The 17,993-nt window shown below is 75.2% G+C and carries 21 protein-coding genes; 12 read left to right on the plus strand and 9 right to left on the minus strand.

The features are described from left to right. Positions 1 to 107: 107 nt before the first annotated feature. Positions 108 to 1,535, minus strand: coding sequence for a dihydrolipoyl dehydrogenase (gene lpdA / locus PKY62_RS05850; RefSeq protein ID WP_324535770.1), 1,428 nt, complete (start codon positions 1,533 to 1,535; stop codon positions 108 to 110). A gap of 73 nt (positions 1,536 to 1,608) precedes the next feature. Between lpdA and PKY62_RS05855 the strand changes: the two genes are divergently transcribed. Then, positions 1,609 to 1,935: an oxidoreductase gene (locus tag PKY62_RS05855; RefSeq protein WP_324535771.1), complete on the plus strand. Its 327-nt coding sequence runs from the start codon at positions 1,609 to 1,611 to the stop codon at positions 1,933 to 1,935. A gap of 29 nt (positions 1,936 to 1,964) precedes the next feature. Here the strand turns inward: PKY62_RS05855 and PKY62_RS05860 are convergent, their stop codons facing one another. Then, a complete protein-coding gene (locus tag PKY62_RS05860) occupies positions 1,965 to 3,440 on the minus strand; it encodes a leucyl aminopeptidase (RefSeq protein ID WP_324535772.1) in 1,476 nt (491 codons plus the stop codon). Positions 3,441 to 3,496: 56 nt separating this feature from the next. Here PKY62_RS05860 and PKY62_RS05865 point away from each other — a divergent pair, with 56 nt between their 5' ends. The 4 genes from PKY62_RS05865 to PKY62_RS05880 are packed head-to-tail and all read left to right on the plus strand — an operon-like array spanning position 3,497 to position 5,567. After that, entirely contained in the window at positions 3,497 to 3,856 is a 360-nt protein-coding gene (locus tag PKY62_RS05865) for a hypothetical protein (protein WP_324535773.1), read from the plus strand. A 2-nt stretch (positions 3,857 to 3,858) separates the two neighbouring features. Then, positions 3,859 to 4,320, plus strand: coding sequence for a hypothetical protein (locus PKY62_RS05870; RefSeq protein ID WP_502875798.1), 462 nt, complete (start codon positions 3,859 to 3,861; stop codon positions 4,318 to 4,320). A gap of 9 nt (positions 4,321 to 4,329) precedes the next feature. Further along, on the plus strand, positions 4,330 to 5,361 hold the full coding sequence (locus PKY62_RS05875; protein WP_324535774.1) for a quinone-dependent dihydroorotate dehydrogenase: 1,032 nt from the start codon (positions 4,330 to 4,332) through the stop codon (positions 5,359 to 5,361). Continuing rightward, positions 5,358 to 5,567, plus strand: coding sequence for a hypothetical protein (locus PKY62_RS05880; RefSeq protein ID WP_324535775.1), 210 nt, complete (start codon positions 5,358 to 5,360; stop codon positions 5,565 to 5,567). The genes PKY62_RS05875 and PKY62_RS05880 overlap by 4 nt, the downstream gene beginning before the upstream one ends. Before the next feature lie 17 nt (positions 5,568 to 5,584). On the opposite strand, the gene yczR is transcribed toward PKY62_RS05880, so the two are convergent. Further along, complete coding sequence (gene yczR / locus PKY62_RS05885) at positions 5,585 to 7,063, minus strand: MocR-like transcription factor YczR (RefSeq protein WP_324535776.1); 1,479 nt, start codon at positions 7,061 to 7,063, stop codon at positions 5,585 to 5,587. 61 nt (positions 7,064 to 7,124) lie between these two features. On the opposite strand from yczR, the gene PKY62_RS05890 reads away from it, so the two are divergent. Together PKY62_RS05890 and yczE are read left to right on the plus strand one after the other, a co-directional pair. Beyond that, positions 7,125 to 7,283, plus strand: a complete 159-nt coding sequence (locus tag PKY62_RS05890) for a hypothetical protein (RefSeq protein WP_324535777.1) — start codon at positions 7,125 to 7,127, stop codon at positions 7,281 to 7,283. Positions 7,284 to 7,288: 5 nt separating this feature from the next. Continuing rightward, entirely contained in the window at positions 7,289 to 8,065 is a 777-nt protein-coding gene (gene yczE / locus PKY62_RS05895) for a membrane protein YczE (RefSeq protein ID WP_324535778.1), read from the plus strand. On the opposite strand, the gene PKY62_RS05900 is transcribed toward yczE, so the two are convergent. Together PKY62_RS05900 and PKY62_RS05905 are read right to left on the minus strand one after the other, a co-directional pair. Further along, positions 8,035 to 9,045 (minus strand): aldo/keto reductase family protein, encoded by a 1,011-nt coding sequence (locus PKY62_RS05900; protein WP_324535779.1) that lies wholly within the window; start codon positions 9,043 to 9,045, stop codon positions 8,035 to 8,037. The two genes, yczE and PKY62_RS05900, sit on opposite strands and share 31 nt — an antisense overlap. A gap of 76 nt (positions 9,046 to 9,121) precedes the next feature. Beyond that, positions 9,122 to 9,718 carry a DUF3043 domain-containing protein gene (locus PKY62_RS05905; protein ID WP_324535780.1) on the minus strand — a complete coding sequence of 199 codons (597 nt, stop codon included), beginning with the start codon at positions 9,716 to 9,718 and terminating at the stop codon, positions 9,122 to 9,124. A 118-nt stretch (positions 9,719 to 9,836) separates the two neighbouring features. Here PKY62_RS05905 and PKY62_RS05910 point away from each other — a divergent pair, with 118 nt between their 5' ends. After that, positions 9,837 to 11,180, plus strand: coding sequence for a dipeptidase (locus PKY62_RS05910; protein ID WP_324535790.1), 1,344 nt, complete (start codon positions 9,837 to 9,839; stop codon positions 11,178 to 11,180). 21 nt (positions 11,181 to 11,201) lie between these two features. On the opposite strand, the gene PKY62_RS05915 is transcribed toward PKY62_RS05910, so the two are convergent. Beyond that, positions 11,202 to 11,801 (minus strand): DJ-1/PfpI family protein, encoded by a 600-nt coding sequence (locus tag PKY62_RS05915; protein WP_324535781.1) that lies wholly within the window; start codon positions 11,799 to 11,801, stop codon positions 11,202 to 11,204. A 5-nt stretch (positions 11,802 to 11,806) separates the two neighbouring features. Continuing rightward, on the minus strand, positions 11,807 to 13,003 hold the full coding sequence (nadA, locus tag PKY62_RS05920) for a quinolinate synthase NadA (protein WP_324535782.1): 1,197 nt from the start codon (positions 13,001 to 13,003) through the stop codon (positions 11,807 to 11,809). A 102-nt stretch (positions 13,004 to 13,105) separates the two neighbouring features. Here nadA and PKY62_RS05925 point away from each other — a divergent pair, with 102 nt between their 5' ends. Beyond that, entirely contained in the window at positions 13,106 to 14,248 is a 1,143-nt protein-coding gene (locus PKY62_RS05925; RefSeq protein WP_324535783.1) for a glycerate kinase, read from the plus strand. Between the two features lie 124 nt (positions 14,249 to 14,372). Continuing rightward, a complete protein-coding gene (gene erpA / locus PKY62_RS05930) occupies positions 14,373 to 14,723 on the plus strand; it encodes an iron-sulfur cluster insertion protein ErpA (protein WP_324535784.1) in 351 nt (116 codons plus the stop codon). A gap of 79 nt (positions 14,724 to 14,802) precedes the next feature. On the opposite strand, the gene PKY62_RS05935 is transcribed toward erpA, so the two are convergent. Together PKY62_RS05935 and PKY62_RS05940 are read right to left on the minus strand one after the other, a co-directional pair. Further along, positions 14,803 to 15,117 carry a sulfurtransferase TusA family protein gene (locus PKY62_RS05935; protein ID WP_324535785.1) on the minus strand — a complete coding sequence of 105 codons (315 nt, stop codon included), beginning with the start codon at positions 15,115 to 15,117 and terminating at the stop codon, positions 14,803 to 14,805. Beyond that, positions 15,114 to 16,247 (minus strand): cysteine desulfurase family protein, encoded by a 1,134-nt coding sequence (locus PKY62_RS05940; RefSeq protein WP_324535786.1) that lies wholly within the window; start codon positions 16,245 to 16,247, stop codon positions 15,114 to 15,116. The genes PKY62_RS05935 and PKY62_RS05940 overlap by 4 nt, the downstream gene beginning before the upstream one ends. 176 nt (positions 16,248 to 16,423) lie before the next feature. Between PKY62_RS05940 and ctaC the strand changes: the two genes are divergently transcribed. Together ctaC and PKY62_RS05950 are read left to right on the plus strand one after the other, a co-directional pair. Further along, entirely contained in the window at positions 16,424 to 17,296 is an 873-nt protein-coding gene (gene ctaC, locus PKY62_RS05945) for an aa3-type cytochrome oxidase subunit II (protein ID WP_324535787.1), read from the plus strand. Continuing rightward, on the plus strand, positions 17,296 to 17,993 hold a 698-nt coding region (locus tag PKY62_RS05950), incomplete at its 3' end, for a cytochrome c oxidase subunit I (RefSeq protein ID WP_324535788.1). The genes ctaC and PKY62_RS05950, both read left to right, overlap by 1 nt.

Raw genomic sequence — 17,993 nt, forward strand, 5'->3', positions numbered from 1 at the left:
CACCGACGGCCTTGAGCCAGCGGGTCACGGTGCCCTCGGTCACGCTCTCGCCGAGAGCGGGCATCAGCACGGAGTCAGACATGACCTCGCGTCTCCTTCGATGGGGGTCAGTTGTGGGCGTGCAGGGGCTTGCCGGCGAGGGCCAGGAAGGCCTCGCCGAGTGCTTCGTTCTGCGTCGGGTGCGCGTGCACCAGGGCCGCGACGTCCTCCGGGTAGGCCTCCCACCCGACGATGAGCTGGCCCTCGGCGATGAGCTCGCCGACCCGGGCGCCGATCATGTGGACGCCGACCACGGGGCCGTCGACCTTGCGGACCAGCTTGATGAAGCCGGCCGTGCCGAGGATCTGGCTCTTGCCGTTGCCGCCGAGGTTGTACTCGAGGGCCACCACGGCGTCGTCGCCGTAGGTCTCCTTGGCCTTGGCCTCGGTGAGGCCCACCGAGGCGATCTCCGGCTCGGAGTAGGTGACGCGCGGGATGCCGGACTCGACGATCGCCTGCGGCGCGAGGCCGGCGATCTCCTCCGCGACGAAGATGCCCTGCGCGAAGCCGCGGTGCGCCAGCTGCAGGCCGGGCACGATGTCGCCGACGGCGTGGATGTTCGCCACACCGGTGTGCAGCCGCTCGTCGGTGAGCACGAACCCGCGGTCCATCGGCACGCCCTGCTCGTCGAAGCCGAGGTCCGCCGTGCGCGGGCCGCGCCCGACGGCGACGAGCAGCAGCTCCGCGTCGTACGTGGTGCCGTCCTCGAGCGTGACGTGCACGCCGGAGTCGTCCTGCGTGACGCCCTGGAAGCGCACGCCGGTGGAGAAGGCGATCCCACGCTTGCGGTAGGCGCGCTCGAAGGCCTTGCTGATGGCCGGGTCCTCGTTCGGGACCAGGCTCGGCAGCGCCTCGACGATGGTGACCTTGGTGCCGAAGGAGGTCCACACGCTGGCGAACTCGCAGCCGATGACGCCGCCGCCGAGGATCACCACCGACGCGGGCACGTGCCCGAGGGTGAGGGCCTGGTCGGACGTCATCACCCGACCGCCGATCTCCAGGCCGGGAAGCGAGCGCGAGTACGAGCCGGTGGCCAGGACCACGTGGCGGCCGGTGTACCGCTCGCCGTTCACCTCGACGGTGTCGGTCGAGACCAGACGGCCCCAGCCCTCGACGAAGGTGATGCCGTGCGCCTTGACCAGGCCCTGCAGGCCCTTGTAGAGCCGCCCGACGACGCCGTCCTTGTAGGCGTTGACCCCGGCCATGTCGATGCCCTCGAGCGTGGCGCGCACGCCGTACCTCTCGGACTCACGGGCCGAGTCGGCCACCTCGGCGGCGTGCAGCAGCGCCTTGGTGGGGATGCACCCGTTGTGCAGGCACGTGCCGCCGAGCTTCCCGGCCTCGATGAGGGCGACGGTCAGCCCCAGCTCGGTGGCGCGCAGGGCGGTGGCGTACCCGCCGCTCCCTCCGCCCAGGACGACGATGTCGAAGACGTCAGGACGGTCGGGCACGATCGGGCTCCCCTCGGACGGGCGGTGGTCGGACTCTGCCGTCATCTTGTCATCCCCGGACGCGGGGCGTGAACCGGGACCACCGCGGGGCCGGGGCCGGGGACCGTAGGGTGACGCCATGAGATGGTTCGGCCGCGGTCGGCGCACGGCGGATGACGACGGGTCGTCGCGCGGCGCCCAGAAGGCGACCGTCGCGCACCTGGCGGACTTCGTCCGCACCCGTGTGGGCGTCGAGGCGTACATCGAGCCCGTCACGCACGTCACCCAGACCACCGTGGTGCTCATCGCGACCACCGGCGAGTGGACGCGCCGCAGGGTGCCGGACGCCGCCGCGGCCCGCTCGATCGCGCGCGACCTGGCGATCCCCGTCTACGACGTGCAGCTCACCGGCTACCCGCAGCGCATGCGGGACTGGAACGCCAGGCAGCGGCCCCGCTCGCGCTGAGCGGGCACGGGTTTCCGCGGCGAGCCGCGTCAGCTCTCGAGCAGCGCCAGCAGCGTCCGCACGCCGACGCCCGTCCCGCCCACCGGCGTGTAGTCGTGCGCCGTGCCCTCGTTGAACGACGGCCCGGCGATGTCGAGGTGCGCCCACGGCGTGGACCCCACGAACTCGCGCAGGAAGACTCCCGCGGTGAGCATCCCGCCGAACCGGTCGCCGATGTTCGCGAGGTCCGCGACGGCGGACTTCAGCGTCGCCCGCAGCTCGGTCGGCAGCGGCATCGGCCAGAACAGCTCGCCCGACGTCTCGGCGGCGGCCACGACCTGCGCCCGCGCGTCGTCGGTGCCCATGACGCCGGACACGCGCGTGCCGAGCGCCACGATCTGGGCCCCGGTGAGGGTGGCGATGTCGATGACGACGTCGGGCTTCTCCTCGCACGCGGCGACGAGGCCGTCGGCCAGGACGAGCCGGCCCTCGGCATCGGTGTTGAGCACCTCGACGGTGGTGCCGCCACGCTGGGTGATGACGTCGGAGGGGCGCTGCGCGGTGCCGGACGGCATGTTCTCGGCCAGGCACAGCCAGCCGGTCACGGCAACGGGCAGCTGGAGGGCCGCGGCGGCGAGGACGGTGTGCAGCACGGCCGCGGCGCCGGCCATGTCCGACTTCATCGCCTCCATGCCCTTGGCCGGCTTGATCGACAGGCCGCCGGAGTCGAACGTGATGCCCTTGCCCACGAGGGCGACGGACCGGGTCGCCTTCGCGGGGGACCAGACCACCTTGACGAGGCGCGGCGGGCGCGACGAGCCCTGGCCGACGGCGACGAGGCCGCCGTAGCCGCCGGCGGCGAGCTCCTTCTCGTCGAGCACGGTGACCTTGACCTTGGTGCCCTTGGCCTCGGCCCTGGCGATGTCGGCGAACGCCGCGGGGAACAGGTCGAGCGGGCTCGTGTTGACGAGGTCCCGCGTGGCGCGCACGGCACGGGCGACGACGGCCGCGCGCTCGACGGCCCGGCGTGCGTCGGCGTCGGCGGCGAGCGGACCGGCGACCTCGAAGACCTCGGCGGGCCGCGTCGCGGGTGTGGCCTCGCGGTAGCGCGTGAAGGCGTAGGCGCCGAGCAGCGCGCCCTCGGCGACGGCTGCGACCGAGGCGACGTCGTCGGCCGGCAGGGCGAGGCCGACGGAGCGCACACCCGTCAGCTGCCGGGCGGCGGTGCCGGCGGCCCGGCGCAGGGCCTCGCCCGACGGCGTGCGGCCCCGGTCGAGCTCCCCGACGCCCACGAGGGCCAGGACGGGTGCGACGAGGTGCCCGCTCGAGGGCAGCCGGTGCACCGTGTCGAGCGCCCCGGTGATGCCCAGGGCCACGGCGCCGGCGGTCACGACGTCCCGCAGCGCGGCGGGCAGCGCGTCCCCGACGACGGCGGGCGCACCGCTCGGGGTCGACGCGACGGCCACGACGAGGACGTCGACGGCGAGCTGGGCTGGAGCGGTGGCGGTGAGGTTCACGGTGGGCACCCGTCGATGCTAGACGGGGTCGGCGGGGACCTTCGTCCGCCCGTATCCTGACCCGCGTGTGGACCCCCCTGGCGCTCGCCGTCGTCCTCGCGACCGCCGTGGTCGCGGTGTGGGCGACCGTCCGTGCCGCGCGCGACCGGCCGGTGGTGCTGCGCCAGCTGCTGGCTGCGGGCGTCGTCGAGGGGCTGCTCCTCGTCCAGGTGGTCGAGGCGGCCGCCCGTTCGCTGCGCGGCTCCGGACCGGCCGACCCCGCGACCTTCTGGGGATACCTCATGACCGCGCTGCTCGTGCTGCCCGGCGCCGCGGCGTGGGCGTTCGCCGAGCGCACGCGGTGGAGCTCCGTGGTGCTCGCGGTGGCCGCGCTCACGGTCGCCTTCCTCGAGTACCGGATGCTCGTCGTGTGGGCGGGTGGGTGAGCGTGCCGGTGGCCCCCGTGGACCCCGTGGACCCCGTGGCCCCCGTGGCCCCCGTGGCACGGTCGACCGCGACCGGCCCCGGCCGGGTGCTGATCCTCGTCTACGCCGTCCTCGGGGTGGCCGCGACCGCGCGCTCGGCGGTGCAGATCGGCCGTGACCTGTCGGCCGCGCCGCTCGCCTACCTGCTCTCCGGCCTGGCAGCCCTGGTCTACGTGGTCGCGACCGTCGCGCTCGCGCGCGGCACCGGGCGCTGGCGTGCTGTCGCCTGGGCCGCGGTCTCGCTCGAGGCCGTCGGTGTGCTGGCGGTCGGGGCGCTGTCGCTGGTCCGGCCGGACCTGTTCCCCGAGGCGACCGTCTGGTCCGGCTTCGGTGCGGGGTACGGGTACGTCCCGCTGGTGCTGCCGGTGCTCGGGCTGACCTGGCTCGCGCGGACGCGCCCGACGGCGCGGACCGCCCGCCGGTAGGTTGCCGTCGTGTACTCCGCGCTGTTCACCCACGTCCTGCGCCGCCTGGACCCCGAGGTCGCCCACCACCTGGCCTTCCGGGCGATCCGCTTCGCCGCCGCCACACCGCTGCTCGAGCCGCTGCTGCGTCGCAGCCTCGCGGCGTCCGGACCCCCCGTCGCGGTGCTCGGCCGCACGTTCCCGGGGGCGTTCGGCCTCGCCGCCGGCTTCGACAAGGACGGGGTGGGGGTCCGGGGACTGACGATGCTCGGGTTCGCGTTCGTCGAGGTCGGCACGGTCACGCCGGCGGCCCAGCCGGGCAACGACAGGCCCCGGTCGTTCCGTGAGGTCGACCAGCGTGCGCTGCGCAACCGGATGGGCTTCAACAACGAGGGTGCCGCCGCGCTCGGCGACCGGCTGCGGCGGCTGCGCGCCACGCCGGCCGGTCGCGGGTTCGTCGTCGGCGTCAACATCGGCAAGAACAAGGTCACCTCCGCCCAGGATGCCCCGGCGGACTACGCGACGTGCGCCCGGCTCACCGCGCCGTGGGCCGACTACCTCGTCGTCAACGTCTCGTCCCCCAACACCCCGGGCCTGCGCGACCTGCAGTCCACCGACCAGCTGCGGCCCGTCCTCGTGGCGGCGCGCGAGGGCGCCGACGCCGTCACGGCGCCGGGCTCGGTCCCGCTGCTCGTCAAGATCGCCCCCGACCTCGCGGACGAGGACGTCGACGCCGTCGCCGACCTGGTGCTCGAGCTCGGCCTCGACGGCGTGGTGGCGGTCAACACGACCATCGCGCACGACCTCGGCCCGGGTGGCCTGTCCGGACCGCCGCTGCTCGCCCGCGGGCTCGCCGTCGTGCGCAGGCTCCGCGCCCGGCTGGGCGACGGTCCGACGATCATGGGCGTGGGCGGCGTCACGACGGCAGACGACGCGCGCGCCTACCTCGCGGCGGGCGCCGACGTGGTGCAGGGCTGGACCGGCTTCATCTACGAGGGCCCGTTCTGGGCGTCGCGGATCAACCGCGCGCTCGCGGCCGACCGCACGGGGGCTGCGCGATGAGCCGCGCGCACTGGGAGTGGACCTTCACCGGCGAGGGCGACGTGGTGCTCGACCGCCCGCTGAGCCCGGTCTTCACGACGCGCTTCGACGCCGAGGCCTGGTTGGGGGAGCACTGGCGCCACCTGGCCGAGCAGGGCGTGCGGGCCGTGCTGCTCACCGCGCAGGGCGACCCGGTGGGCGCGCCCCTCCCGCTGCGCCGGGGCTGACCGACCCCAGGGTCGGGTCAGACCATCGCGCCGCGCAGGTCCGTCGGCTCGGCGTTCGCCGCCGATCCCGGCACGCCGAGCGCCCGCCAGGCCTCGGCGAGGGCCACGACGCCCCGCTCGAGGACGTCCGGCGGCTGGCTGAACGGCAGCCGCAGCCGGTTCTCGAACGAGCCGTCCACCCCGAACACGGGGCCCGGCACGATCCGCACGCCGTGGTGCGGCGCGATCGCGGCGAGCGCGCTGGAGACGGGCGCACCGAGGTCGGCCCAGGCGGACAGGCCGCCGTCCGGCCGGTCGACCCGCCACGACGGCAGGTGCCGCGCCACCGCCGCGAGCAGGACGTCGCGCTGGTGTCGCACCTGCGCGCGCCGCTCGGCGAGGACGTCGTCTGCCGCGAGGAGCAGCTCGCACGTGACGAGCTGGTCGAGCACCCCCGTGCTCATGTCGTGGTGCACGCGCTCCTGGGCCAGCCGCGTGACCAGGTCCCGGTCGGCCCGCACCCAGCCCACCCGGAGGCCGCCCCAGAACGACTTCGACGCCGAGCCGAGCGCCACGACGTGCCGGCCCGGGCTCGCGCCGCTGAAGCTCGTCAGGGCCGGCCCGTCGAGGGTGAGGTCCGTCAGGGTCTCGTCCCCGACCACGACGGTGCGGTACCGCGTGGCCAGGGCGCGGACCCTGGCCCTGCCCGCGTCGTCGAGGCTCGAGCCCGTGGGGTTGTGGTGGTCCGGCGTGAGGTGGACCAGGCGCGGACCGACCTGCCGCATGGTGGACTCGAGCAGGTCGAGGTCCACCCCGTGCGGCCCGACGGGCACCGGCACCGGGCGCGCGCCGGTGGCCCGGACGGCCGAGATCGCGTGCGGGTAGGCGGGGTGCTCGACGACGGCGCGGTCGCCCGGGCCGAGCAGCGTCGCGGTGAGCAGCGCGATCGCCTGCTGCGCACCCGTGGTGACGAGGATCTCGTCCGGCGAGGTGGGTGTGCCGCGGCGCGTGTAGCGCTCGGCGAGCAGGGCTCGCAGCTCGGGCAGGCCCAGGTGCGCGTAGCCGGTCCCCGCCAGGTGCCGGGGGAGCCGGTCCAGTGCGCGCAGCGCTGCCCCGTGCAGTGCGCGCGGTGCGGGGGGCGCAGCCATGGTCAGGTCGGCCGTCTGGTCCGTCGCGCCCGTGTCCGTCCCGCCGAGCAGCACGGCCCCGCTGGGCGGGCGTGGGCCGTCGGGCAGGGTGGTCACGCTGCCCGATCCGCGGCGCGTCCGGACGAAGCCCTGCTCGCGCAGGCGCTCCATCGCGGCGGCCGTCGTGGTGCGCGAGACCGCCAGCGCCAGCGCCAGCTCGCGCTCGCTCGGCAGCCGGGTGCTCAGGGGCAGCGTGCCGTCGAGCACGCAGCGCCGCAGGCCGTCGGCCAGTGCCAGGTAGGCGGGGCCGGCGGGTGGCGGGCTGCCGAGCAGGCGGGCGAGGGCCGCGGCTCCGATCCGGCGCTCCGCTGGCACCTCGGCGATCGACATGGGTCCACTATGTCCAAAGTGGCTATAGAGAACAAGGCCACATGGCACCAGAGTGGCCATCATGTCGCTGGACCTCGCCGCACTCGCCGCCCTCGCCGCCCTCGTCTGGCTCGTGATCGTCGTGGTGCGGCGCATCCGCGCCGACGGGCTGGGCCGGCGTCCCGGCCCGCGCAGCCACGAGCCGTGGCACGCCGGGACCCGGCTGGAGGACCTACGGTGAGCCGCGTGACCCCACCCGTGCCCGCGTCCCTGCCGGGCGCCGCCACGGCGCTCCTCGGCGGCACGGCACGCGTGTCCGGTGCGCGCCGCGGTGGCCAGCTGGTGGCCGGTCTCGTCCTGTACTCGGTGTCCATCGCCCTGCTGGTGCGCTCCGGGCTGGGCAACATGCCGTGGGACGTGCTGAGCCAGGGGATCTCGCGGCAGGTCGGCTGGTCCTTCGGCACGGTCACCCTCGCGCTCTCCGTGCTCGTCCTCGCCGCGTGGGTGCCCCTGCGCCAGCGGCCGGGCCCGGGGACGGTGGCCAACGTGCTCGTCATCGGCCTGCTGGTGGACCCGTGCCTCGCGCTGCTCGACCTGCTCGCCGACCCGCTGCCCCTGACGGGGGCGCTCGCTCTGGTCGTGGCGGGGATCGGGCTCAACGGCCTGGCCACCGCGCTCTACATCGGTGCGCGCCTCGGCCCGGGCCCCCGCGACGGGCTCATGACCGGGCTGGTCGGCCGGACCGGCTGGTCGGTGCGCGTGGTCCGCTCCGGCATCGAGGCGACGGTGGTCCTCGCCGGCTGGGCGCTGGGCGGGACGCTCGGCTGGGCGACGCTCGGCTACGCGCTGGCCATCGGCCCGCTGGCGCACGCGCTGCTGCCCCGGTACGCGCTGCCGGCGCCGTCGTCGCGCGGCCCGTGGGGCGGGCGCCCCGCGCGGGAGCCGGGCTCCGCGGGGCCGGCGGTGGTGGCCGCCGACCCCGTCGCCGCGGCTCAGGCCGGGCGGCGTGCCGGGGCGTCCTGAGCGGTGCGGGCCGGGTCGGTCTCGGCCACCTGGCCGAGCACCGAGTCGATCCGGGTCATGAGCTCCGCGGGGATGCTCACCCCGGCGGCCGCGACGTTCTCGGCCACCTGCTCCGGCCGCGAGGCGCCGATGATCGCCGCGGCGACGTTGTCGTTCTGCAGCACCCAGGCGACGGCCAGCTGGGCCATCGTCAGGTCGAGCTCCGCCGCGATCGGCACCAGACCCTGGACCGCGGCGAGCACGTCGTCGCGCATCCAGCGACCGATCATGCGCGCGCCGCCCTTGTCGTCGGTGGCGCGTGACCCGGCCGGCGCGGCCTGGCCGGGCAGGTACTTGCCGGTCAGCACGCCCTGCGCGACCGGGGACCACACGATCTGCGACAGGCCCAGCTCGCGCGAGGTGGGGACGACCTCGCCCTCGATGACCCGCCAGAGCATGGAGTACTGGGGCTGGTTGGACACCAGCGGGATGCCGAGCGGGCGGGCCAGCGCCTGACCGGCGCGGATCTGGTCCGCCGTCCACTCCGAGACGCCGATGTAGAGCGCCTTGCCCTGGCGCACGACGTCGGCGAAGGCCTGAATGGTCTCCTCGAGCGGGGTCTCGGTGTCGAACCGGTGCGCCTGGTAGAGGTCGACGTACTCCGTGCCCAGGCGTCGCAGGGACGCGTGCACCGACTCCATGATGTGCTTGCGGGACAGCCCGACGTCGTTGGGGCCGCCGGGCCCGGTGGGCCAGTAGACCTTGGTGAAGATCTCCAGCGACTCGCGGCGCTGGCCGCGCAGGGCCTCGCCGAGCACCGTCTCCGCGGCCGTGTTGGCGTAGACGTCCGCCGTGTCGAACGTGGTGATCCCGGCGTCGAGGGCGGCGTGCACGCAGGCCGTCGCGGCCTCGTTCTCCAGCTGCGAGCCGTGGGTGAGCCAGTTGCCGTACGCGATCTCCGAGATCTTCAGACCGCTGCTGCCGAGGTGTCGATGCTCCATGCCCCGAGCCTACGGCCGCCCGACGGCGCGCCGGACGGCGTCGCCCCGGAGGTGCGCGCCCGGGTGGGGCGGCGACTCAGGAGGGGTACTGACCCCGGCCCACCTGGGGCTTCGGCAGCCGCATGCGGCGCAGCTGGAACGCCCGCAGAACGCCGTACATGAGGGTGCCCTTGGGCACGCCGCCGACGCCGAACTTCGCGTGCAGCCTGCGGCGCAGGCCGCGGGCCAGGATCACGGCGTCGACGATCGTCGCCGCGACGGCGATGTAGAGGACGAGGATGACCACGAGGCCGGCGGTGACGTTGTTGCCCGAGAGCATCACGGCGACGACCATGACGATCGAGACCGGCAGGAAGTACTCGCCGAGGTTGTGCCGTGCATCGACGTGGTCGCGGACGTACCGGCGCAGCGGGCCCTTGTCGCGCAGGGGCAGGTAGCGCTCGTCCCCGGTCTGCATCGCCTGATACTCGCGGTCCCGCGTCTCGCGGGCCGCGGCCCTCTCCGCCTTGGCCGCCGCCTTGCGGTCGGTGGGCACCAGGGGGTGGCGCCGGGCGGCCTCGGCCTCCTTGCGCGTGGGCGTCCGGTGCCCCTTGCCGACACCGTGCTCGCCGGGTGTCGGCGCGCTGGGGGTCGGATCGGCGGGTGCGGCGGACGGCCGGTTGCGGGAGAACACGGGACCAGGGTAGTCGAGCCCGGAGGTAGCCTCGTGTCCCGTGACCGACGCCGCAGCGCCCCCCGCCCCGAGCACCCCAGGACCCGCCGCGACGCCCGGGTCGCCGCCCACCGTCGAGGTGCTCCGCGCGCGGGTCGCCGCCGGCTTCGGGGACCTGCGGGCCGATCTCGAGGCGCTCGTGCGGATCCCCGGCGTCTCCAGCCCCGCCTTCGACCAGGCGCACGTCCAGGACAGCGCCGAGGCCGTCGCGGCGCTGCTGCGCGGCGCGGGCCTGGCGGACGCCCGGGTGCTCACCGCCCGGCGCCCGGACGGCCTGGCGAGCCGGCCGGCCGTCGTCGGGCACCTGCCGGGGCCGCAGGGCGCGCCCACGGTGCTGCTCTACGCCCACCACGACGTCCAGCCCACCGGGCCGCGCGAGGAGTGGGACACCGAGCCGTTCGAGCCCACCGAGCGCGGCGGGCGGCTCTACGGGCGCGGCGCGGCGGACGACAAGGCCGGCATCGTCGCGCACGTCGGGGCCCTGCGGGCGCTGGGCGGCGACCTCGCCGTGTCGGTGACCGTCTTCGTCGAGGGCGAGGAGGAGGTCGGCTCGCCCGCCTTCGTCGCCTTCCTCACCGAGCACCGCGACGCGCTCGCGGCCGACGTCATCGTCGTTGCCGACTCGCTCAACTGGCGTGTGGGCGTCCCCGCGCTGACCACGAGCCTGCGCGGGCTGGTCGACTGCGAGGTGGAGGTCGCCGTCCTGGAGCACGACGTGCACTCCGGCATGTTCGGCGGCCCGATCCTCGACGCGCCCACCCTCCTCGCGCGGCTCATCGCCACCCTGCACGACGACGACGGCACGGTGGCGGTCGCCGGGTTGCACCGGGCCACCGAGCCGCTGGTCGACTACGACGAGGCGGACCTGCGCGCGGACGCGTCCGTGCTGCCGGGCGTGCGCCTCGCGGGCACGGGGACGCTCAGCGGCCGGCTGTGGACCAAGCCCGCGATCTCGGTCATCGGCATCGACGCGACGTCCGTGGCGCACGCGTCCAACACCATCGCGGCCAGGGCGCGCGCCAAGCTCTCGCTGCGGATCGCCCCGGGGCAGGACCCGGCGCAGGCCGCGGCCGCGCTGCGCGCCCATCTCGAGGGGAACGCGCCGTTCGGGGCGCGGGTCACCGTGACCGACGGCGAGCTCGGCAAGGCGTTCGCCGCGCCGACGGACACGCCGGCGATGCGGGTCGCGCGCCGGGCGTTCGCCGACGCGTGGGGCACCGAGCCGGTGGACATCGGCGTGGGCGGATCCATCCCGTTCATCGCCGACCTGCTCGACGTGTTCCCCGACGCCGCGATCCTCGTCACGGGCGTGGAGGACCCGGACTCGCGCGCGCACAGCGCCAACGAGTCCGTGCACCTCGGCGAGCTGGAGCGCGTGGTCCTCGCCGAGGCTCTGCTGCTGTCGCGGCTCGCCACGGGCTGACCGCGCACCGGGCCCGGGGGATCAGACCGGGGGAGCCGGGTCGTACTGGATCTCGCGGCGCACGGCCCGGGCCATCGCCACGGACTCGAGCCGCGCCACGAGGTGCAGGGCCATGTCGATCCCCGCGGAGACCCCGGCGGAGGTGATGACGTCGCCGTCGTCGACGAACCGCGCCTCGGTGTCCGCGAGCACGCTGGGGTCGATTGCCGACAGCTCGTCGAACGCGGACCAGTGCGTCGTGGCCGGGCGGCCGGCCAGCAGCCCGGCCGCGGCATAGACCAGCGCGCCGGTGCAGACCGCCGTCATGAGCTGCGTGCTGGCCCGTGTCGCGCGCACCCACGCCAGGTGGTCCTGGTCGGCGAGCAGGCGGCGCGTGCCGTGGCCGCCGGGGTAGACGAGCACGTGCAGCGGGCCCACGTCGTCCGCGGCGAGGTCCGGGAGCAGCCGCAGCCCCTTGGCCAGCCGCACTCCGGCGCCGTCGGGGGAGAAGGTCACGACGTCGGGGCGGAGCCCGCTCATCGCACGCCATGCCGTGAGCACCTCGTACGGGCCGACGACGTCGAGCTCCTCCGCGTCGTCGAAGACGAGGATGCCCACCCGCACCGGGCTCCAGGTGCTCATGAGGCTCAGATCCCCGGCAGCGCGAGCATCTGGTCGAGTGCGACGCGCGCCCAGTGCGCGTCGTCCGGGTCGACCACCACGCGGTTGACGAGTCGGCCCTCGACGAGGGACTCCATCGCCCACACGAGGTGCGGCAGGTCGATCCGGTTCATCGTCGAGCAGAAGCAGACCGTCGCGTCGAGGTAGTGCACGGTCAGCTCGGGGTGCGCAGCGGCCAGCCGACGCACGAGGTTGAGCTCGGTGCCGATGGCCCACGACGAGCCGGGCTCCGCGGCGTCGAGCGCCCGGACGATGTACTCCGTCGAGCCCACCATGTCGGCGGCGGTGACGACCTCGTGCGTGCACTCGGGGTGCACCAGCACGGTCACCCCGGGCACGGCCGCGCGGATCGCCGCGACGTTGGCTGCCGAGAAGCGTCCGTGCACCGAGCAGTGCCCGCGCCACAGGATCATCCGTGCGTCGGCCAGCTGGCGCTCTGACAGCCCGCCGCCGGGCTTGCGCGGGTCGTAGACCACGCAGTCGTCGAGGCCGAGGCCCAGCTGCTGGACGGCCGTGTTGCGACCCAGGTGCTGGTCGGGCATGAAGAGCACCTTGCCGTCGCCAGCGACCCCGCCGGTGCGCTCGAAGGCCCAGCGCAGCGCCACCTGGGCGTTCGACGACGTGCACACCGTCCCGCCGTGCCGCCCGGTGAACGCCTTGATCGCCGCGGAGGAGTTCATGTACGTCACGGGCACGGTGCGCCCGGCGACGCCGGCGTCGGTGAGGACGTCCCACGCCTCCTCGACCTGCGCGATGGCCGCCATGTCGGCCATCGAGCAGCCCGCCGCGAGGTCGGGCAGCACGACGGCCTGGTCGGCGCCCGTGAGCACGTCGGCGGACTCCGCCATGAAGTGCACGCCGCAGAAGACGATGAACTCGGCCTCGGGGCGGGCTGCGGCCTCGCGCGCGAGCTTGAAGGAGTCGCCGGTGACGTCGGCGAAGGCGATGACCTCGTCGCGCTGGTAGTGGTGGCCGAGCACGAAGGCGCGGTCGCCGAGGGCGGCGCGCGCGACGCGAGCCCGCTCGACGAGGCCCGGGTCGCTCGCGGCCGGCAGCGCGCCGACGCAGTCGACGCCGCGCTCGGACGCGAGGTCCACGCCCTGACCGAGCAGCAGCAGCGCGCCGGAGGGGGCCGGTTCGGTGAAGGTCGCCGGGGTGGTCATCCTCGGATCTTCCCACAGCGGCCCGTCCGGGCACCCGGGGAGGCCGGAGCGCGAGCCGGGGCGGACGGTCGCCATGGCCGCCGACTGGGGCAGGATGACCCGGTGCGCATCCTCGTGGTCCCGGACGTCGTCGACCGGCTCACGGCGGCGCGGGCCGCGGACGCCCTCGCGCTCGGCTGGCGCCGCGGCGCCCCGCACGACGTGGTCCTGCCGGTCCCGCTGGGTGACGGCGGGCCGGGTCTGCTCGTTGCGGTGCAGGCGTCCTGCGGCGGGCGCGTCGAGGTGGTCACCGTCCCCGGTCCGACGGGCGAGCCCACCCCGGCGACGCTGCTCGTGCTCGACGGGAGCGAGGGCCCGACGATCGTCCTCGAGGCGGCGCAGGCGCTGGGCACCCACCTGCTCGACGCGCCGCGCGACCCGGGCACGACGTCGTCCCGCGGCCTGGGGGTGCTGCTCGCGGCGGCGCTCGACCTGGCGCCGCGGCGCGTCGTCGTCGGGCTCGGCGGGTGCGCGACGCACGACGCCGGGACCGGCCTGCTGGCCGGCCTGGGGCTCACGGCCCCCGCGCTGCGCCGGGGCGGCGCCGCGCTGGGCGAGGTGACGGCGGCGGACCTCACCGCGGTGGCCGGCCTGCGCGAGCGCTGGGCCGGCACGCGCCTCGAGGTCGCCGCAGACGTCGACGTTCCCCTCCTCGGCCTGCACGGCGCCTCGGCACTCCTGGCGCCCGCGCTGGGCGCCTCCGACGCCGCGGCCCAGGAGCTCGAGCGCGGGGCGGGCTCGCTGGTGCACGCGCTGGGCTCGCTCCTCGGCCCGGGGGCCGTCCGGGCGGCGGCCGGTGAGCACGGGTCGGGGGCGGGCGGTGGGCTGGGCTTCGCGCTGGCGGTGCTCGGCGGCGTGCTGCGGCCCGGCGCCGCTGTCGTCGCGGACCTCGTGGGGCTCGACGCGCGGGTGGCCGACGCGGACCTCGTGCTCACAGCGGTGGGCTCCCTCGACCCGCACACGCTGCACGACTCGGTGGTCGCGACGGTGGCTGCGCGCGCGCTGGGGCACGGTGTCCCGGTGGTCGTCGTCGCGCGCGAGGTGGTCGCCGGGCGGCGCGAGTGGTCCGCCGCCGGGGTGTCCGGCGCGTACGCCATGGCCGAGCGTCCCGAGCAGGTCGAGGCCCTCGCGCTGGCCGACGATGCCGAGCTCGTCGACGCCCTGGCGGCGCGCGCGGAGCGGGTGGCCAGGACCTGGTCCCGGTGAGGACGTACCCTGGTCGGGAAGAGGTGGGTCCTGCCGGGTGTTGACTCCCGTGCAGGGACCCGCCCCGGCACGTCCCGAGCACCGATCCTCACCCGATGATCCCGAGCACCTCAGCGGAGCGACCATGACCGAGACCACCGAGACCGCGACCCACGGCGTCGTGCTCACCGACTTCGCAGCCGAGAAGGTGCGCAGCCTGCTGGCCCAGGAGGGCCGCGACGACCTGCGCCTGCGCGTGGCCGTCCAGCCCGGCGGCTGCTCCGGCCTCATCTACCAGCTGTACTTCGACGAGCGCGTGCTCGACGGCGACGCGCTGCGGGACTACGACGGCGTCGAGGTCGTCGTGGACCGGATGAGCGTGCCCTACCTCGACGGCGCGACGATCGACTTCGCCGACACCATCGAGAAGCAGGGCTTCACCATCGACAACCCCAACGCCGGCAGCGCGTGCGCGTGCGGGGGCTCGTTCTCCTGATCCACGGTCCCGCTGCTCCGGCAGCGAGGACGGCGCACAGCACCCCGGTCCGCCCCTGGCGCGCCGGGGTGTCGTGCGCTCAGGCGAGCCGGACGGTGGTGACCCACGCGGTGTCGGTCGGCCCGGCGCCGTCGTCGGCCTGCTCGATCCCGGGGCCGGCGAGCACCTCCGGCTCGGTCGCCAGCACCGCGTGCCCGCGCATCCGCGCCCACGCGGGGACGTCGTAGCGCGCCGCCGGGTCCGTCCACCGCACGGCGACGAGCGTCCCGGCGGGCAGCCCGCGGCTGACCTCGGCCAGGCGGATGATCGGCAGCGGGCAGCGCAGCCCGCGCGCGTCGACGACGTGCGCCACACCTGCGGCCGCCTCGGCCCCCGCGCCGGGTCCCTCGCTCACAGCCCCGTCACCCCGAGCAGCCGCCGCACGGTCGCGACGGCCTGCGGCAGCGCCGCGCAGAACGCGTCGACGGCGGCGTCGGTCGCCTCGCGCGGCAGGGCGATGCGCACGTTGCCGTGCGTGAGCACGCCCATCGCCGCCAGCACGTGGCTGGGCTCGAGCGATCCCGACGTGCACGCCGAGCCGGAGCCGACGGCGAAGCCGCGCCGGTCGAGCTCGCCGAGCAGCGCCTCGCCGTCGACGTAGAGGCAGGAGAACGTCAGCACGTGCGGCAGGGATGCGCCCGGGTCGCCCACCACCTCGACGTCGGGGACCAGTGCCGCCGCGGCGCGCACGCGGGCCAGCAGGGCGCGGCGCCGGACGTCGGCCGCCGGCCGGTCCGCCAGCACGGCCGTGAGGGCCGCGGCTGCGCCGACGGCCGCCGGCACGCTCACGCCGCCGGGGGCCCACGGCTGCTCGTCCTCCGGTCCGGTCGGGGTGGCCCGGACGCGGGCCCGCACGGCCAGCACGCCCACCCCGGCCGGTCCGCCCCAGTCGCCCGGGTCCGCGGCCAGCAGGTCCCAGGGCGGCCCGACGCTGACGTGGCCGACGCTCGCCCCGGCGTCGACGAGCAGCGGCACCCCGGCCGAGCGCGCGGCCGCGTGCGCGTCGTCGACCGGCTGGAGCGTGCCGACCTCGCCGTTGGCGTGCTGGAGCGCGGCGAGCGTCACGCCGGGCGCAGCGACCGCAGCGGCCCACGCCGCGAGGTCGACCCGGCCCGTGCGGTCCACGGGGACCGGGTCGAGGTCCGGGTCGGTGACCCGCGCCGCGGCCAGCACCGCCGCGCGCTCGACGGCCGTGACGACCACCCCGCGGCCCACGCGCCGTCGCCCGTGCGTGACCGCCGCGACGGCGCGGTGCAGGCTGACCGTGTGGTTCGCGGTGAGGTGCAGCTCCTCGACGCGGCAGCCCAGCCCGGCAGCGATCTCGGCCCTCGCCTGGTCGAGCAGCAGGCGCGCGCGGCGCCCCTCGGAGTGCAGCCGGCGGGGGTCCGCCCAGCCGTCGGCGAGGGCCGCGACCCAGGCGTCGCGGCCGGCCGGGTGCAGCGGCGCGCGGCCGCCGGCGTCGAGGTAGGCACGGGACGGGTCCATCCGGTCACGCTACGGGGCGCGGGGCGGCGCGCGCGACGCGGTTCGGCCCCCCGTCCGCCCCGCCGCACGCTACGCTGCTCGCAGGGACGAAGGTCCCAGGTGACAGCCCCGGTGGATGGTCCCGGACCGGCGGCCCAGGAGGCCGCCCGGACGGGCGCACGACATGAGAGGCCCGTGTGGACGCGCAGCACCCCCGACGCCGGACCGCCCGCCTTGCGGCGGCCGGCGTCCTCGTGGCCCTGGTGACGAGCGGCTGCTCGGCGGAGGCCCGACGCGGCTACCTGCCGGGCTACGACGACGGCCAGGTCACCAACATGACCGAGCGCATCACGACCTTGTGGACCGGGTCGTGGATCGCCGCCCTCGTGGTCGGTGTCATCACCTGGGGCCTGATCCTGTGGGCGGTCGCCGTCTACCGCAAGCGCAAGGACGACGACACCCTGCCGGTGCAGCTGCGCTACCACGTGCCGCTCGAGGTGATGTACGTCATCCTGCCGATCCTCATGATCGGCGTCCTCTACTTCTACACGGCGCGCGACATGTCGGCGATCCAGGACACGACGGCCGAGCCGGACGTCACCATCGAGGTCGTCGGCAAGCGGTGGAGCTGGGACTTCAACTACCTCGACGAGGACGTCTACTCCTCGGGCCAGCACGTCATCGACGTGGGCGCCCCCGGCAACCCGGACAAGCTCCCCGTGCTGTACCTGCCGGTCGACCAGCGGGTCGAGATCCGCCTCGAGGCGCGCGACGTCATCCACTCGTTCTGGGTGCCGGCGTTCCTCTACAAGATGGACATGATCCCCGGGCAGACCAACGTCTTCCAGATCGTCCCCGAGCGCGAGGGCGTCTACGCCGGCAAGTGCGCGGAGCTGTGCGGCGAGTTCCACTCCGGGATGCTCTTCAACGTCGCCGTCGTCTCCCTCGAGGAGTACGAGGCGCAGATGGAGCTGCTGCGCGAGGCCGGCCAGACGGGTCGCCTCGGCCCGGACCTCAACCCGTCGTCCGTCGCCGTCGACACCACCGCGACCACCTCCGGAGACAGCTGATGGCCACGTACGCCCCGCAGATCCTCGGTGCGACCCCCGCGCGGCGCCAGAAGGGCAACGCCGTGGTCCGGTGGATCACCTCCACCGACCACAAGACGATCGGGTACATGTACCTCATCGCCTCGTTCATGTTCTTCGCCATCGGCGGGCTCATGGCGCTGGTCATCCGCGCGGAGCTCTTCGTGCCCGGCATCCAGGTGGTGACGAGCAACGAGCAGTACAACCAGCTCTTCACGATGCACGGCACGATCATGCTGCTGCTCTTCGCGACGCCCCTGTTCGCCGGGTTCGCCAACGTCATCGTGCCGCTGCAGATCGGCGCCCCGGACGTGGCCTTCCCGCGGCTCAACATGTTCGCCTTCTGGCTGTACCTCTTCGGCGGGCTCATCGCGTCGGCCGGCTTCTTCACCCCCCAGGGCGCGGCGTCCTTCGGCTGGTTCGCCTACGCACCGCTGTCGAGCTCGGTGAACTCCCCGGGCCTCGGCGGCGACCTGTGGGTGTTCGGCCTGGCGATGGGCGGCTTCGGCACCATCCTGGGCGCGGTGAACTTCATCACCACCATCCTGACGATGCGCGCGCCCGGCATGACGATGTTCCGGATGCCGATCTTCACCTGGAACACGCTCATCACGGGCCTGCTCATCCTCATGGCGTTCCCGCCGCTGGCCGCGGCGCTCTTCGCGCTCGGCGCCGACCG

It is taken from the genome of Actinotalea sp., assembly GCF_035443605.1.
Taxonomy (GTDB): Bacteria; Actinomycetota; Actinomycetes; order Actinomycetales; family Cellulomonadaceae; genus Actinotalea.